This window comes from Ensifer sp. NPDC090286, from assembly GCF_044769565.1.
Taxonomy (GTDB): Bacteria; Pseudomonadota; Alphaproteobacteria; order Rhizobiales; family Rhizobiaceae; genus Ensifer.
The window spans coordinates 40,785-55,155 of the sequence record NZ_JBIVYF010000005.1; the positions used below are offsets into that span (position 1 = coordinate 40,785).

A 14,371-nucleotide genomic window follows, 5' to 3' on the forward strand; every position below is an offset into this window, starting at 1 on the left:
CTCACAGACCCGAAAACACGTCGTCGAGCGTCGACAGCATGAAGTCGGCGTTGTCGCGCGTGAAGGGCATCGGTGGCCGGATCTTCGTCGTGCATTGGTGGATGCCGAGCTTACCCATCAGGATGCCGCGGTCGCGCATGCCGTTGATCACCTTGGTCGCGAGATCGCTGGCCGGCGTTTTGGCCCCGCGGTCGGTGACGAGTTCGGCGCCGAAGAACAGGCCGCTGCCCCTGATGTCGCCGATCACCCCGTGTTTGTCCGCAAGTCGCGTTAGACCCGCCTTGGCGTAAAGACCCACCGTAGCGGCGTTCTCGATGAGCTTCTCGTCTTCGATCACGTCGAGCACCGCCATGGCCGCCGCACAGGAGACCGGGTTGCCGCCGAAGGTGTTGAAGTAGCGAAACGCCTTGCGGAAGGCGTTGAGCGTGTCGGCACCCGCGACCACGCCACCGATCGGATGACCGTTGCCCATCGGCTTTCCGAGCGTGACGATATCAGGCACGATGCCTGCCTTCTGGTGTCCCCACATGTGCCCGCCGGTGCGGCCGAAACCAGGCTGAACCTCGTCGGCAATCACAAGGCCGCCGGCCTTTCTGACGGCGGCGATGGTGCCGTCGAGAAAGCCGGAGGGTAGATCTGGAAAGCCCTCATTGGCAAAGAAGGGATCGATGATCAGTGCCGAGAAGCCGTGCGGGCTTTCCTCAAGCGAGGCGATCGCCTCTTCCACCTTGGCGGTGAAGGCCGCGGCAAAGGCGGCGCCCGAATCACCGCCAAGCGGCCGGTAGCTGTCCGGTGCCGGCACGTGGCGGACATGGCCGCCGAAACCGCCGACCGGCGGCATGCGGGTCGAAAGCTGCGACACGGCCGCGGTGTTGCCATGATAGGTATGGTCGGTGGCGATGACTCCGGTCTTGCCGGTCACGGCTTGAGCCATGCGCAGCGCCACGTCGTTCGCCTCGCTGCCGGTGCAGGTCAGGATCGCCGTGTCGAGGCTCTTGTCGAAGGTGGCGGTCAGGCGCTCGACATAGTCGAGGATGCCTTCGTGCAGGTAGCGGGTGTGGGTGTTGAGGATCGACGCCTGCCGGGCGATCGCCTCGGTCACCCGCGGATGGCAATGGCCGACATGCGGCACGTTGTTGTAGCAGTCGAGGTAACGGCGGCCGTCGGCGTCATAGAGCCAGACGCCTTCGCCACGCACAAGATGCACCGGCTCCTCGTAGAACAGCGACATGTTGCGCCCGAGCAGCCGCTCGCGGCGCGCGATCAGATCCGCGTTGTCGGCCATCGCGTTATCCCCTTGCGGCGGTCAGGCCGGCGTCCAGTGCCGAGAGAATACGGGTGACATCACTGGCGGTGATGATCAGCGGCGGCGACAGGATGACGTTGGCGCCTGACGTGCGCACCATGACGCCGGCGTCATAGGTCACGTCCTGGACCTTCTGCACCACATCCTTCGCCGCACCGCTCTTCTTGTCGCGGTCCGAGACCAGTTCGAGCGCGCACATCAGGCCTTTGCCGCGCACGTCGCCGATCAGCGCATGCCGATCCTTGAGTGCTTCGAGACCGGCCATCAGCTCCTCGCCGCGGGCACCGGCATTCGCCGCCACGTTCTGCTTGCGCGTCTCCTTCAGCGTTGCTAGCGCTGCCGCGGCACCCACCGGGTGGCCGGAATAGGTGTAGCCGTGGCCGATCGATCCGGCGGCCGTCTTGTTGCTCTCGAACACTTGCGCGACCTTGTCGGCGATCATGACTGCGCCGAAGGGATAGTAGCCGTTGGTGATCGCCTTGGCGGTCGACATGAAGTCCGGCTTCACGCCCCAAAGACGCGAGCCGGTCCAGGCGCCGGTGCGGCCGAAGGCGGTGATCACCTCGTCGGCGATGAGCAGGATGCCGTGTCGGTCGCAGATCTCGCGCATCAGCGGCATGAAGGTCTCGTGCGGCACGATCACGCCGCCGGCGCCGAGCACCGGTTCCATGATCAGTGCAGCGATCGTATCGGCGCCTTGGAAGGCGATCTCGTCTTCGAAGAGCCGGGCGATTGCCTTTGCGACGACGGCGCCATCGGTCGTGTCGAACGGGTTGCGATAGGTATAGGGCGCCGGCAGATGGAAGACGCCCGGAAGCAGTGGCTCGTAGTTGCGGCGGAAATTGGCGTTGCCGTTGACTGAGGCTCCGCCGAAATGGGTGCCGTGATAGCCCTTCTTCAGCGCAACGAACTTGGTGCGCTCTGGCTGGCCGTTGAGCTTGTGATACTGGCGGGCAAGGCGCAGGCAGGTCTCGACCGAATCCGAGCCGCCCGAGGTGAAGAAGGACCGGGTGAGGCCATCCTCGCGGAACCATTCGGCGAGCTCGTAGGAAAGCTCGATCAGCGGCGAATTGGTCGTGCCGCGGAAGGTCGAATAAAAGGGCAGCTCGTCGAGCTGGCGGCGGATCGCCTCCTTCACCGGCTCGCAGGAATAGCCGAGATTGACGTTCCAGAGGCCGCCGACGGCATCGAGCACCTTCTTGCCGTGGATGTCGACGATCTCGACACCTTCGCCGGCATTGATGATGCGCGGCGGTGTTGCCTGCATCTCGGCCGGATGCGCCATCGGGTGCCAGAGATGGCGGGCATTGTTCTCAATGAGGAAGTTGGTTTCGCGCATGGTCATGCTCCTGTCAGTTCAAGGCCAAGCATCCGAAGTGCTTTGGCATAGCTTTCCGCGGGGCGGGTGACGTCGAAATGGACGTGAGACAGGCCGACGGCCTGCGCACCCTCGATGTTCTTCACCTGGTCATCCACGAAGACACAGGCCTCGCGCGGCAAATTGAGCTGGCTCAGCACCAGCTCGTAGGCGCGCGGGTCGGGCTTCAGGATGTTGGTGTAGGTGGCGTCGACGATCGTCTCGAAGAGCTCTATCAGCGGAAAGCGCTCGCGGAAGGCGACGCCATAGAAGAGATCGAGTTCGTTGGAGAGGATGGCAAGGCGGACACCGGCCCTGTGGGCGGCAAGGATCGCGTCGCGCGCCTCGGGGCGAAGCACCAGTTCCGGCTCCGCCCCACGCGCCCGCTGCACGAAGGTCTTCATGTCGCTCCAGTCTTCGCCGAGCAACTGGCCGACCTCGCGGGTGCGGGTCGTCCAATAGTCCCGTTCGCTGATCTCGCGCCGCTGCATGGCGGCCCAGAGCGGATCGGTCGCCGGATCGAAGGGTCCGCGCCAGGTGAGCGTGCCGGGCTGAAGCCCGAGGGCGCGTTCGGTGACATCGTGTGTCTCGAACAGCGTTCGGGTGACAACGCCGCCGAAATCGAGGATCAATGCCTTATCGGTCATGCCGTTCGTCATGGCCGGCCCTCGGGCACGATGCCGCGCGCCACCCAGTCGTCAAAAATGGCGAGCGCTACATTCGAAAACTCAGGCGCGTTGATATGGCTGTCGACCTCGTGCAGCGCGATGCCTGACGGGATGGAACGGCGCATCTCGTCGATGAAGGCGCCGAGCGCATCCGGTTCGTAGAGCGGCTCGTCCGGTTGATCCCACTCCTGAATGCCCTTCAGCGGCAGGATGAAGGCGACCTCCGCCTCGGTGTCGGCAAGTTTGCCGCCGATGACGCGGGCGATCTCGCGCCGCCCTTCGGCCGAGGTGGTCACGGAGCCGAGCAGCCGGTTGTGGGCGTGATAGGGACGGTCGGCGAAAGCGTCCGGAACGGGCTGCCAGGCCGGCAGGTCGACCATGTCGACGGCGCCGGGTGCGATGATCTGCGGGATGCCGGCGCGTCCGGCATTCTCCAGCCGGTCCGGTCCTGAGGTGACGACCGTGCCGTGGTGATGGTTGCTGACCTCCTGGATGCAGAAGTCGAAGACGGCGGTGAAGCCCTTCTCAGCGGCGATCGCCTCGAAGGCGCGCCCGCCCATGCCGGTCGAGTGGAAGACCGCGACGTCATAGCCGCGACGTTCGAGCTCGGGCTTCAGGTATTTCATGTATTTGAGGCAGCTCGACCCGAGCGAGGTCATGCCGATCAGCGGCCGCGATCCGTCCGGCTTCGTGCCGAAACGGGCCGCACCGACGACCGCGCCGCAGGCCTGTGAAAGAACGGAACGGCAGATGCCGTTGAGACCGTAGAGACCGCCGGCCCAGAGGATCATCATCAGGTCGGGGGCGATGCGCTCCGGCGGAAGCAAGTGCGAATAGGCAATCGTCGAGACGATGAATTTCGGCACGCCGAGCGGCAGGGCAGCGGCAACATCGAGCGCGAGATCGGTACCCATGGAACCGCCAAGAATGATGACACCATCGGCCTGGCCGGCCTGATAGAGCGAGCGGGTGAGGGCGCTAGCACCTTCCGCCATCAGCGCCATGGCGCTGTGTTCGTCGCCGCTGGATGCGATCGCGGCGATTGTGACACCGGCCGCTTCGGCGATGTCGTGGCGCGAATATTCCGGCTGGTAGGGCGGATCGCCGAGAATGCTGACATCCATCATCACAGGCAATCCGCCGGCTTCGCGGATGACGGACGCCATGAACTGGAGTTCGTCGCATTTGGTGTCTCCCGTACCCACGACCAGGATATTGGGGAGACGGTTTATTGCATTCATCAGCCGGCCCTCCTTGCCAGCGGATCGGCAGCAACCTGCTCCAACCCGAAAAGTCTTTCGGAAATGCGCCTGGCCGTTGCCATTGCGGCACGGCCCATCTGTTCCACCGTCTCCTTGTCGGCCCGTGTCGCGGGGGCGGCAATCGCGATGGCGCCAACCGGCGTGCTGCCGGGCGCACGGATCGGGGCGGCGACACTGACGACGCCGGTTTCGAGCCCGTGATGGCAGATCGAGTAGCCGCGCCGGAGCGTCTCGCCGAGTGTCTGGCGCAGCGCCGCCGGGTCGATCAGCGTGTGGTCGGTAAAGGCTTGGAGCGGCGCCGACAGGGCCGCGTCGATGTCCTTCTGCGGGCAGAAGGCGAGAAAGCCGAGACCGGATGCCGTCGCATGGAAGGGCAGGATGCTGCCGACATCGACGATGACCCGATGGGCGCGCTGCGAGTCCTCCACATGGATGGTCGAGAGGCGGCCGGCTGCGTATTCGGAGAGGTGAACGGTCTCGCCCATAAGGCCTGCGAGTTCCCGCGCAAACGGCGTCGCGACGCTTAAGTACGGAAAACGCGCCTCGCGGATGCGAGCAAGCCGCACCGGCGCGCCGCCGAGGCGATAGCGCCGCGTTTCCATGTCCTGCTCGACGAAGCCGTGTTTTTCCAGTTCCACGAGGAAGCGTCTGGCCGTCGCCTTGTCGAGCCCGCAGTGGCGGGCGATGTCGCTCAAGCCCGCTTCCTTCTCCAGGCGCGAGATCGCGTCGAGCAAAGTCAGGGCCTTACCGATGGTGCTCATCCATTCCTCCGTTGTCGAGCGCCCTGTCAGTCCTCTCGCCTGTTCCCTCCTAAGAAGCGGTAGACCCGCTCTCCCGGTCGTTTTGGGTCGAGATACTTAACATGCGAAATAACTTGACAGGGCCAGATGTAATTTGCAAGTCTATATTTGAAGCTGAGGTTCAAATAGTGAACCGAAAGACTTGCGCGGCAAAGACAAAAAGCAAGCCCCGCGCCTCAAGTCCGCTTCAGGGAGCAGCCGCCGGAGAGAAGGACCGGAGGCGAAAAGGCGTTCGCGCCAGCAAGGGGAGCCAAGACCATGACCAATTCACCCACGCCCGTGACCGGGGCGAACCAATTGCGCAAGAACGCCCTCGGCGTCGGCGCCGTCACCTTTCTCGTCGTTTCCGCCGCCGCACCGCTGACTGCGGTTGCCGGCGGCGTTCCATTGTCGATGATGCTCGGAAACGGTGCGGGCATTCCCGGCACCTTTCTGATCGTCACACTGATCCTGCTTCTGTTTTCGGTCGGCTATGTCGCGATGGCCCGGCACATCCGCAACGCCGGCGCCTTTTATGCTTATACGGCCCAGGGCCTCGGCGGGCTGATGGGCGGTGCCGCCGCGATGATCGCGATCCTCGCCTATAACGCCATGCAGATCGGGGTCTTCGGCCTCTTCGGCGCGGCAACGGCCGGGCTCTTCGCCGGCCTGGGGATCGATTTCCCTTGGTGGGTATGGACTTTCGTCGGCATCGCAGCCGTCGGCATTCTCGGCTATCGCCGCGTCGACCTTTCGGCCAAGGTGCTGACCGTCCTCGTCATTCTTGAATATCTCGTCGTGCTCGTCATCGATGTCGCGATCCTCGCCAAGGGCGGCGACGGCGGTTTGGGCACGGTCTCGTTCACGCCCTCGGCGATCCTCTCCGGTTCGCCGTCGATCGGCATTCTCTTCTGCTTCGCCGCCTTCATCGGCTTCGAGGCGACGACGATCTATAGCGAAGAGGCCCGCGATCCGGAAAAGACCGTACCGCGCGCGACCTATATCTCCGTGCTGATCATCGGCGTCTTCTACATGTTCACCTCCTGGCTGATGGTGAACGCGGCCGGTGCCGAAAAGCTGGTGCCGGAACTGCAGGGCCTTGCCGATCCGACCACCTTCCTCTTCGGCCTTGCCGAGCGTTATGCCGGTGGCTGGCTGCCGCCGCTGATGAACGTGCTCTTCGTCACCAGCCTCTTTGCCGGCGTGCTGGCGTTCCACAACGGAGTGGCCCGCTATCTCTATGTCGCCGGCCGCGAGCGGCTTCTGCCCGTCTCCCTCGGCGTCACCCATCCGGCCTATCACAGCCCGCATGTCGGCTCGCTGATCCAGACGGTCATTGCCGTCCTCGTCGTCGCGCTCTTTGCGGCAACCGGTCAGGATCCGGTGCTGGCGCTGTTTTCGTGGCTGACCAATGTCGGCACGCTTGCGGTCATGACGCTGATGGCATTCACCGCCTTTGCCATTGTCGCCTTCTTCAACCGCAATCCCGGTCTTGAAACGAACCCGCTGGTGACCAAGGTCATTCCCGTCGTCACCGGCCTGATCCTCGTTGCCGTCATTATCGCGATCGCCGTCAATTTCGGCGATCTCGCCGGCGCAACCGGCATGCTCGCCGTGTTCCTGCCGGGGCTGGTCGTCATCTTCGGTGTCATTGGTCTTGCGCTGGCGGCTTCGCTGAAATCGGGCAACCCGCTCGAATTCGCTCGCCTCGGCGCCGGCCAGGAGATCTGATATCCGGCTCATCAATGCGCAGGGAACGGCGGGATTGCTCGCCGTTCCCTTAATAGAACGGGACAGGACACCATGCAGGACAAGATCGATCAATTGCGCAAGCTGCCGGTCGCAGCCCAGAAGCTCTTCATCGGCGGCCGTTGGCAGGAGAGCCTGTCGGGCGACACCATGGATGTCGTCTCGCCGATCGATGGCAGTCATTTGACGACCATAGCCGCCGCGTCTGCGGCTGACGTTGACGCGGCGGTCCGCGCTGCGCGCACCGCTTTCGAAAGAGGAAGCTGGTCGAAGGCGGCGCCGGCCCAGCGCAAGAAGGTTCTGACCCGCATTGCCGAGATCATCGAGGCGCAGGCGCTGGAGCTCGCTGTCCTCGGCGTGCGCGACAATGGCACTGAGATTTCGATGGCGCTGAAGGCCGAACCCGGCAGCGCCACCGGCACCTTCCGCTACTACGCCGAGGCGCTCGACAAGGTCTATGGCGAGATTGCACCGACAGCGGATACCATCCTTGGTCTCATACATCGCGAACCGATCGGCGTCGTCGCGGCGATCGTGCCCTGGAATTTCCCGCTGATGATCGGCGCCTGGAAGATCGCGCCGGCGCTTGCCGCCGGCAATTCCGTCGTGCTGAAGCCTGCCGAGGGCGCATCGCTCAGCCTGCTGAGACTTGCCGAGATTTGCGCCGAGGCTGGTCTGCCCGAGGGCGTGTTGAATGTCGTCACCGGCCGCGGCGCGACGACGGGTGAAGCCATCGGGCTGCATGGCGATATCGATGTTCTCGCCTTCACCGGTTCCGGCGGTGTCGGCCGCCGGCTGCTCGAATACTCGGCGCGCTCGAACCTGAAGCGCGTCTATCTCGAACTCGGCGGCAAATCGCCGAACGTCGTTTTCGCCGACGCGCCGGACCTCGATCAGGCCGCGCGCATTTCCGCCTATGGCATCTTCCGCAATTCCGGCCAGGTCTGCGTCGCCGGCTCCAGGCTTCTGGTCGAGCGCTCCATCCACGAAGCCTTCGCGGAGAAGGTGGCGGCGATCGCGGCCGGCCTGAAGGTCGGCGATCCGCTGCATCTTTCGACCGAGGCCGGCGCCATCTCCAGCGATGTGCAACTTCAGAAGAACCTCGAATTCGTCCGCGAGGCCGAAGGGGAGGGCGCGCGCCTGCGCACTGGCGGCAAGCGCATCCTCGAGGAGACCGGCGGCTATTATATGCAGCCGACCGTTTTCGACGTCGGGCCCGATATGCAGTTGGCGAAGGAAGAGGTCTTCGGCCCCGTGCTCGCGGTCATTCCCTTCGACGACGAGACGGACGCGCTCCGGATCGCCAACGCGACCGACTACGGTCTGGCGTCGGCCGTCTGGACGGCAAACCTGTCGCGCGCGCACCGCATGGTACGCGGCATCCGTGCCGGTGTGGTGCACGTCAACACCTATGGCGGCGCCGACAATACGGTGCCGCTCGGCGGTGTCAGACAGTCCGGCAACGGTCACGACAAGTCGCTACACGCGCTCGACAAATACACCGATCTGAAAACGGCCTGGATTCAGCTCTGACCCGGGACGAGAGACCGCGTCGGCGTTGGGCTGGGTAGCCGGCTATTCCACCGTCGCCCGCAAAGCCCGGATGATCTCCTCGGCAAACATCGCGGCGGCGAGGCCGTGGCCGCGTCTTTCCCGCTGCACCAGCGAAAGCACGTTCTTGGCGAAGGTCCGGTCGCGGATCTGCAGGTAGGTCAGCACGCCGTTTCGCTGTTCCTCGGTAATGTCGAATTTGCTGAGGAAGGCGATGCCGTCACCGGCCGCGGCGAGAAACTTCATCGCCTCGATGGAGTTGGTGAGATAGCTCGGCTCGACCGCTAGCCCAGCCTCGGCGAAGGCGTCGGCGACGATGCCGTGGATCTGCATCGACTTGTCCGCAAAGATCAGCGGATAGGGTTGGCAATAGGCAAGCGGCAGCGTCTCCATGCCGACGAGTGGATGTTCCGGCGCCACTACCGCGCCGAGGCGGGTGTCCATCTTCCAGAGTGTCTCGAGCTGCGGCGTGGACGGGAGATTGAAGGCGAAACCGAGATCGGCCTCGCCATCGGCCACCGCCTGGGCGATATCACGGGCAAACATCACCCGGATCGTGATCTTGAGACGCGGGTGGCGTGCGCCGAAGATCGCGGCCACCTTCGGCACGATGCCGCCGGCAAGGCCGTTCATCGTGGCGATGATCACCTCGCCGCTCTGCAGCGCCTTGATGTCGCGGATCTCGGCCTCGACCTGGCTGTATTCCTTCATCGTCCGGCGCACATGCGCAACAAGGATTTCGCCGGCCGGCGTCAGCCGCAGGCCCCGCGGCAGCCGCTCGAACAGCGGTTCGCCGATGTCTTCCTCAAGCTGCAGCACATGCTTGTTGATGGCCGAGGCAGCGACGTTCAGCCGCTCGCTCGCCCCGCGGATCGAGCCTGAGCGCGCCACCTCGTCGATGTAGCGCAGTACGCGTGAATGCAGCATGGCTCTCCCTCACGAGTGTTCTCGAAAAGCGAACGGTATGAGCAGAAAATACTGCTTTTCGGAAGCGGTGCAATAACTTCTTATGGTTGGCGAGGGGCGCGCTGCCGGCACCGCACCCGCTGAGAATTGCGGGTTATCGGCAGGCGCCGACGACTATGAAAGTGGAGGATTATTCGTGAACCAGACTGAAGCCGCGCATTACGAAAAGGTGCGCGCCATCTTCGATATCCTGAACGGCGAGAGGGAAGCGGATCTTCTCCTGAAGAACCTGAACATCCTCGATGTCCATGGCGAGACCGTCTACCAGGGATCCATTCTCGTCTATGACAAGCGCATCGTCGCGCTCAATCCGGATGAGACCGTCTTGAAGGTTAAGACGGTTTTCGACGGCAAAGGTCTTTATGCGATCCCCGGCCTGATCGACGCGCATATCCATTTCGAATCCCAGCTCGCGCATCCGACGGCACTCGCCGAAGCGATGGTGCCCTGCGGCACGACGACGATCTATGCCGAATGCCTGGATCTCTTGAGCGCCGCCGGCAAGGAAGGCATCGAAGCCGCCGAGAAGCTCTTCAAGGACTACGATCAACTGCCCTACCGGCTCTATGCTTTCGCGCCGGGCAAAAAGACGGCGGCATCCGTGACGGAAGCAGTGCTCAAGATGGATCCGGTGATCGGCCTCGGGGAATTCGAGCATTTCACCTACAGTTCCGGCAATGACGACGATTTCCGCAAGGCGGCCTGGGTTCGCGCCAAGGGCGGCTTCATGAACGGCCACTGGGGCGTCACCGCGCTCTCCGACATGGTCCTCAACTACCTGCCGGCGATCGGTGTTTCCAACAATCACGACGTATGGAACGAGAAGGACATCGAGAAGAGCATCCGCTACGGCTTCCCGACGCATATCAAGTTCGGGGTCGGCAGCAGCGAGGTGATCAAGGTGCTCTTGCGCGCCATCGTCGACCGCAAATGGCCGACCGACAACTTCATGCTATGCACCGACAACATCTCGATCGAGCGACTGCTGACGATGGGCCACATGGATTGGATCATCTCGCTTTGTGCAGAGATGGGCATCAACCCGATCCACGCGATCAAGATGGCGACCTACAACACTGCCCGATCGTTCCACATGGAAGACAGGATCGGTTCGCTGACGCCCGGCCGCTTCGCCGATATCGTCTTGACCGACAGCCTGTCGAAGATCAACCCGCTCTACGTCTTCAAGGACGGCGAACTGGTCGCAAGGGACCGCAAGCTTCTGAAGAATGCCGAGATCGACTATTCCGGCATGTGCAAGGACGGTGTTACCGGTCTCGCCGATCTCTCGCCGGAGCAGCTGGACATCGTGCCCCTGGAGGTGTCGGAAGACGGCACGCAGGCCAAGGTTTATCTGTTCGACGTCTACGGCCGTGGCCACGCCAAATTCTACCAGGAAATCTGGGTTCCGCTGAAGGATGGCAAGGTCGTTGCCGAGCACGAGGGCAAGAAGTTGAGCCGGCTGTCGGTCGTCCAGCGTTATGCCGACGGCAAGCGCCATGTGGTGAACGGGCTGTTCAAGGGCGTGCATGTCGATCGCGGCGCGGTTGCGACCTTCTGGCCGGCGCCGAAGCCCTATTTCGTCGTCGTCGGTCAGGACAGCGCCGAAATGTGCCATTGCCTCAAGCGGGTCGATACCCATGCCGGCGCCTGCATCGTAACCGAGGAGAAGGTGGAGAAGGCCGTCATGCCGCTCGAGATTTATGGCGTCATGGCAAACATGAGCGTCGAGGAACTGACGGCCAGCGCCGCGGCGATCGACGCAGCGCTCGAAGCTCTCGGCAACCGCAACGAAGGCGAACCGGTGGTCAACAAGCTGCTCAGCCTGTTCATCTCGTTGCACCGGTTCCGCTTCATGGCCTAGAGCCGTTCAGGAAAAGCAGACGGACGTTTCGGCGTCCGTCCGCCAGGAAAGTGGCGTGCTGTCGCGACAACAGGTGGCACGCCGAGGGATCAAAAAGCGCATCGCTGAGGGGGCGATGGGCAGGCGGGGCAACAAACCCGCATCGTTTCGAGGGAGGAAACAATGGCACACAATGCGGCGGAAGCCGAAATCGTCGATACCGGTAGCCTGACGCGGCGCTGGATCATGTATGTCGTCGGCATCTACGTGCTGACCTTTGGCGTCAGCCTGGCGATCCGGGCCGGCATCGGCATTTCACCCCAGAGCAGCCTGACGCGGACCATGACGCTGGTCTATCCGCCCTTCAGCCAGGGCACCTACAACTTCATGCTCGAACTGATCATGCTGTTCCTGACCTATCTGGTCTTGCCCAAGGACTTCAAGCTCAAGAACTTCGCGTCGCTGATCCCGGCCTTCGTGCTGGCGGTCTTCTTGGATTTCAACCTGGGCATCACCGAGTTCATCAAGCTCGAAGCCTATCCAGTCCGGGTGGCTTTGCTGGTCTTCGCCGATGCGGCGCTCGCCTTCGGCCTGTTCCTGATGATCCGCGCCAACCTTGTGCTGATGCCGATCGACATGTTCGTCAACACGATCTTCAAGCGCACCGGGTGGAAGTGGGGCAACATCAAGACCGGCTTCGACTGCACGCTGCTGGTGCTCTCCGCCTGTATCGGCTTGCTCTTCCTCGCCGAGGTCAAGTTCATCCGCGAAGGTACGATCCTGAACGCCATTCTCGTCGGTCAGTACATCAAGCTCTACTTCTTCCTGTTCAAAAAGTTCCAGGGCAAGCCCGCATCATCGCCGAAGGGCCTGGAAGCGGCCGCGGAATAGCATCCCGCAATAATGCGAGAAGGGGCGCCTAGCCGGCGCCCCTTCATCCTGTGTCGTGATGGATGCACACGGGCGAACAGGCCTATCCGAAAGCGAGTTCGAGGTTCTGCCGGTCCCGCGCCACCACCTGGCACTTGGTTTCGAAACCATCACCGGCAACGACCAGGACGAGTTCGGGCGGTATGCCGGCGGAATTCGAAACCGTAACCGCCGCACCATCGGCGCCCAGCGACCGGATGGTGCAGTCGATCCGCGAATGCCTGTCGTCGAAGAGAATGGTCCCTGCCTTCAGCACGCGCTGGCGCGGACCGAGCGGATAGCCGGCTTCGAGACTGCTCCATTCGACGCAGCGGTTTCGCCCTCCGGCCTTGGCGAGATACATCGCCGCATCCGCCTGGGCGAGCAGGGTGGCGCTATCCCTGCTGTTGGCCGAAAGGGCGGCCGTGCCGAAGCTCGCGGTTACCGCCAGTTGGCCGAAGTCGCCGTGGATTGTCTGGGCGGCGATCGCTGCCCGCAGCTTTTCCGCCGCGGCCAGCGCGCCAGTCGCGTCGACATGCGGCAGCATGATCGCGAATTCCTCGCCGCCGAGCCGCCCAAAGAGGTCGCTTGCCCGCAGATTGGACTGGCAGATGGAGGCGACGGCCTTCAAGACCTCGTCTCCCGCCGCATGCCCGTGGGTGTCGTTCACCCGCTTGAAATGGTCCACATCGAGGACGATACACGACAGATCATGCTGGTGCCGCACGGCGAGCGAGATCAGCTTGTCCGCTTCCTCGCGAAAGGCGCGCCGCGTCAACGTCCCGGTCAGCCCGTCCGTCGCGGCCGAGCGGAGCAGATCGATCCGGTCCATCGCCACGCCCGCCAGTTCCGTCAGGATCGCAAGATTCGTCTCAGTGAACTGTCGTGGCGCGCGGTCGATCGCACACACGGTCCCCACCGTATGTCCGTCCCGCGTCTTCAGCGGGACGCCTGCGTAGAACCGGATATGTTCGGGGCCGGCCACGGCCGGGTGCTGCGAAAAGCGTGCATCCTTCGTCGCATCATGGACGATGAGAGGCTCCTCGGACGCAACGACATATCGGCAGAAGGTGTCTTTGCGCGGGACCTCGTCGGCCGAAAGGCCGGAGCATGCCTTGTACCATTGGCGATGCGCGTCGACCAAGGAGACGATGCCGATTTCGATGGAGAAGACCTGTTTGATCAGCCGCACGACCCGTTCAAGGCCTTCATCCCTTGGCGTGTCGAGGATATCGAGATGTCCAAGGGCGGCCAAGCGATCGAATTCCCTGCCTTTCGCGTCCATCGTCGGACGTCCGGCTGGCCCAGCAATCACCATTCCGTTTTCCTTTCTCATTCCGCGCCTGGCAATAGACGCGTTTCGGGGAAAAAACAAAAGGCGCTGAAGAGCAACTGGATGTGGATTGCGTCGGCTCTGTGGCGAAAGATGCCCTGTTGGCGCCGGAACGGCGGTGCCGCGTCCGCGCCTAGCCGCCGAAACTTCCGAGCTGGGTCGGCACGTGCACGTAGTTGCGGTCGAAGTAGAGCAGCGCATTGCCGTCGCTGCGCGAGCGGATGCCGACGACCCGGCCGATGAGGATATGGTGGGTGCCGAGGAGCCGCGCCTCCGCCAGTTCGCAGTCGAGCGAGACGATCGCGTCCTTGACCGCAAGACTGCCGGACTGCATCTCCACCCAGTCGGCCGCCGCATAGCGGGCGGCCATATCCTGCGTCGCACCGGCGAAATGGCCAGCGAGATCCCGGTGATCGTGGCTCAGCACATTGACGCAGAAGCGGCGGTTGTCGATGAACAAGCCGCATTGGGTGGAATTCCGGTTCATGCAGACGAGCAGCGTGGGCGGCTCGTCGGTCACCGAGCACATGGCTGTGGCGGTGAACCCGCCGCGTCCGGCGGGTCCGTTTGTGGTGATGACGTTGACCGGCGCGCAGACCCGCGCCATGGCGTTGCGAAACTCGGTCTTTGAAACGAGCGGTTCCATGG

Annotated in this window: 12 protein-coding genes; 4 read left to right on the forward strand and 8 right to left on the reverse strand. The window is 63.4% G+C overall.

Annotated features, from left to right (window positions below; genetic code table 11):
• Position 1 precedes the first annotated feature (1 nt).
• The 5 genes from ACIQUG_RS24440 to ACIQUG_RS24460 are packed head-to-tail and all read right to left on the reverse strand — an operon-like array spanning position 2 to position 5,354.
• Positions 2-1,285, reverse strand: coding sequence for an aspartate aminotransferase family protein (locus ACIQUG_RS24440; protein ID WP_402324694.1), 1,284 nt, complete (start codon positions 1,283-1,285; stop codon positions 2-4).
• A gap of 4 nt (positions 1,286-1,289) precedes the next feature.
• Positions 1,290-2,645, reverse strand: a complete 1,356-nt coding sequence (locus ACIQUG_RS24445; protein WP_402324695.1) for an aspartate aminotransferase family protein — start codon at positions 2,643-2,645, stop codon at positions 1,290-1,292.
• Positions 2,646-2,647: 2 nt separating this feature from the next.
• Positions 2,648-3,310 carry an HAD family hydrolase gene (locus tag ACIQUG_RS24450; protein ID WP_402324696.1) on the reverse strand — a complete coding sequence of 221 codons (663 nt, stop codon included), beginning with the start codon at positions 3,308-3,310 and terminating at the stop codon, positions 2,648-2,650.
• 8 nt (positions 3,311-3,318) lie between these two features.
• Positions 3,319-4,572 carry a Tm-1-like ATP-binding domain-containing protein gene (locus ACIQUG_RS24455; protein ID WP_402324697.1) on the reverse strand — a complete coding sequence of 418 codons (1,254 nt, stop codon included), beginning with the start codon at positions 4,570-4,572 and terminating at the stop codon, positions 3,319-3,321.
• Complete coding sequence (locus ACIQUG_RS24460) at positions 4,572-5,354, reverse strand: IclR family transcriptional regulator (RefSeq protein WP_402324698.1); 783 nt, start codon at positions 5,352-5,354, stop codon at positions 4,572-4,574. Before ACIQUG_RS24460 ends, ACIQUG_RS24455 begins: the two co-directional genes overlap by 1 nt.
• 297 nt (positions 5,355-5,651) lie before the next feature.
• Between ACIQUG_RS24460 and ACIQUG_RS24465 the strand changes: the two genes are divergently transcribed.
• Positions 5,652-7,103, forward strand: a complete 1,452-nt coding sequence (locus ACIQUG_RS24465; RefSeq protein WP_402324700.1) for an APC family permease — start codon at positions 5,652-5,654, stop codon at positions 7,101-7,103.
• A gap of 72 nt (positions 7,104-7,175) precedes the next feature.
• Positions 7,176-8,654 (forward strand): aldehyde dehydrogenase, encoded by a 1,479-nt coding sequence (locus ACIQUG_RS24470; RefSeq protein WP_402324703.1) that lies wholly within the window; start codon positions 7,176-7,178, stop codon positions 8,652-8,654.
• A gap of 42 nt (positions 8,655-8,696) precedes the next feature.
• On the opposite strand, the gene ACIQUG_RS24475 is transcribed toward ACIQUG_RS24470, so the two are convergent.
• On the reverse strand, positions 8,697-9,599 hold the full coding sequence (locus ACIQUG_RS24475; protein WP_402324704.1) for a LysR family transcriptional regulator: 903 nt from the start codon (positions 9,597-9,599) through the stop codon (positions 8,697-8,699).
• A gap of 175 nt (positions 9,600-9,774) precedes the next feature.
• On the opposite strand from ACIQUG_RS24475, the gene ACIQUG_RS24480 reads away from it, so the two are divergent.
• Both ACIQUG_RS24480 and ACIQUG_RS24485 read left to right on the forward strand, forming a co-directional pair.
• On the forward strand, positions 9,775-11,502 hold the full coding sequence (locus ACIQUG_RS24480; RefSeq protein ID WP_402324706.1) for an amidohydrolase family protein: 1,728 nt from the start codon (positions 9,775-9,777) through the stop codon (positions 11,500-11,502).
• Positions 11,503-11,664: 162 nt separating this feature from the next.
• A complete protein-coding gene (locus ACIQUG_RS24485; RefSeq protein WP_291155016.1) occupies positions 11,665-12,372 on the forward strand; it encodes a YitT family protein in 708 nt (235 codons plus the stop codon).
• 82 nt (positions 12,373-12,454) lie between these two features.
• Here the strand turns inward: ACIQUG_RS24485 and ACIQUG_RS24490 are convergent, their stop codons facing one another.
• The gene (locus tag ACIQUG_RS24490; protein ID WP_402324708.1) at positions 12,455-13,708 is read right to left on the reverse strand and encodes a sensor domain-containing diguanylate cyclase; all 1,254 of its coding nucleotides are present in this window, start codon (positions 13,706-13,708) and stop codon (positions 12,455-12,457) included.
• A 148-nt stretch (positions 13,709-13,856) separates the two neighbouring features.
• On the reverse strand, positions 13,857-14,369 hold the full coding sequence (locus tag ACIQUG_RS24495; RefSeq protein WP_402324710.1) for a flavin reductase: 513 nt from the start codon (positions 14,367-14,369) through the stop codon (positions 13,857-13,859).
• Positions 14,370-14,371: the final 2 nt, after the last annotated feature.

Excerpts from the sequence above, each read along its gene's own strand:
- ACIQUG_RS24490 (WP_402324708.1), bottom strand. The coding sequence starts at position 13,708 with ATGGTGATTGCTGGGCCAGCCGGACGTCCGACGATGGACGCGAAAGGC.
- ACIQUG_RS24455 (WP_402324697.1), bottom strand. The coding sequence starts at position 4,572 with ATGAATGCAATAAACCGTCTCCCCAATATCCTGGTCGTGGGTACGGGA.
- ACIQUG_RS24465 (WP_402324700.1), top strand. The coding sequence starts at position 5,652 with ATGACCAATTCACCCACGCCCGTGACCGGGGCGAACCAATTGCGCAAG.
- ACIQUG_RS24485 (WP_291155016.1), top strand. The coding sequence starts at position 11,665 with ATGGCACACAATGCGGCGGAAGCCGAAATCGTCGATACCGGTAGCCTG.
- ACIQUG_RS24440 (WP_402324694.1), bottom strand. The coding sequence starts at position 1,285 with ATGGCCGACAACGCGGATCTGATCGCGCGCCGCGAGCGGCTGCTCGGG.
- ACIQUG_RS24470 (WP_402324703.1), top strand. The coding sequence starts at position 7,176 with ATGCAGGACAAGATCGATCAATTGCGCAAGCTGCCGGTCGCAGCCCAG.
- ACIQUG_RS24460 (WP_402324698.1), bottom strand. The coding sequence starts at position 5,354 with ATGAGCACCATCGGTAAGGCCCTGACTTTGCTCGACGCGATCTCGCGC.
- ACIQUG_RS24495 (WP_402324710.1), bottom strand. The coding sequence starts at position 14,369 with ATGGAACCGCTCGTTTCAAAGACCGAGTTTCGCAACGCCATGGCGCGG.
- ACIQUG_RS24475 (WP_402324704.1), bottom strand. The coding sequence starts at position 9,599 with ATGCTGCATTCACGCGTACTGCGCTACATCGACGAGGTGGCGCGCTCA.
- ACIQUG_RS24450 (WP_402324696.1), bottom strand. The coding sequence starts at position 3,310 with ATGACCGATAAGGCATTGATCCTCGATTTCGGCGGCGTTGTCACCCGA.
- ACIQUG_RS24445 (WP_402324695.1), bottom strand. The coding sequence starts at position 2,645 with ATGCGCGAAACCAACTTCCTCATTGAGAACAATGCCCGCCATCTCTGG.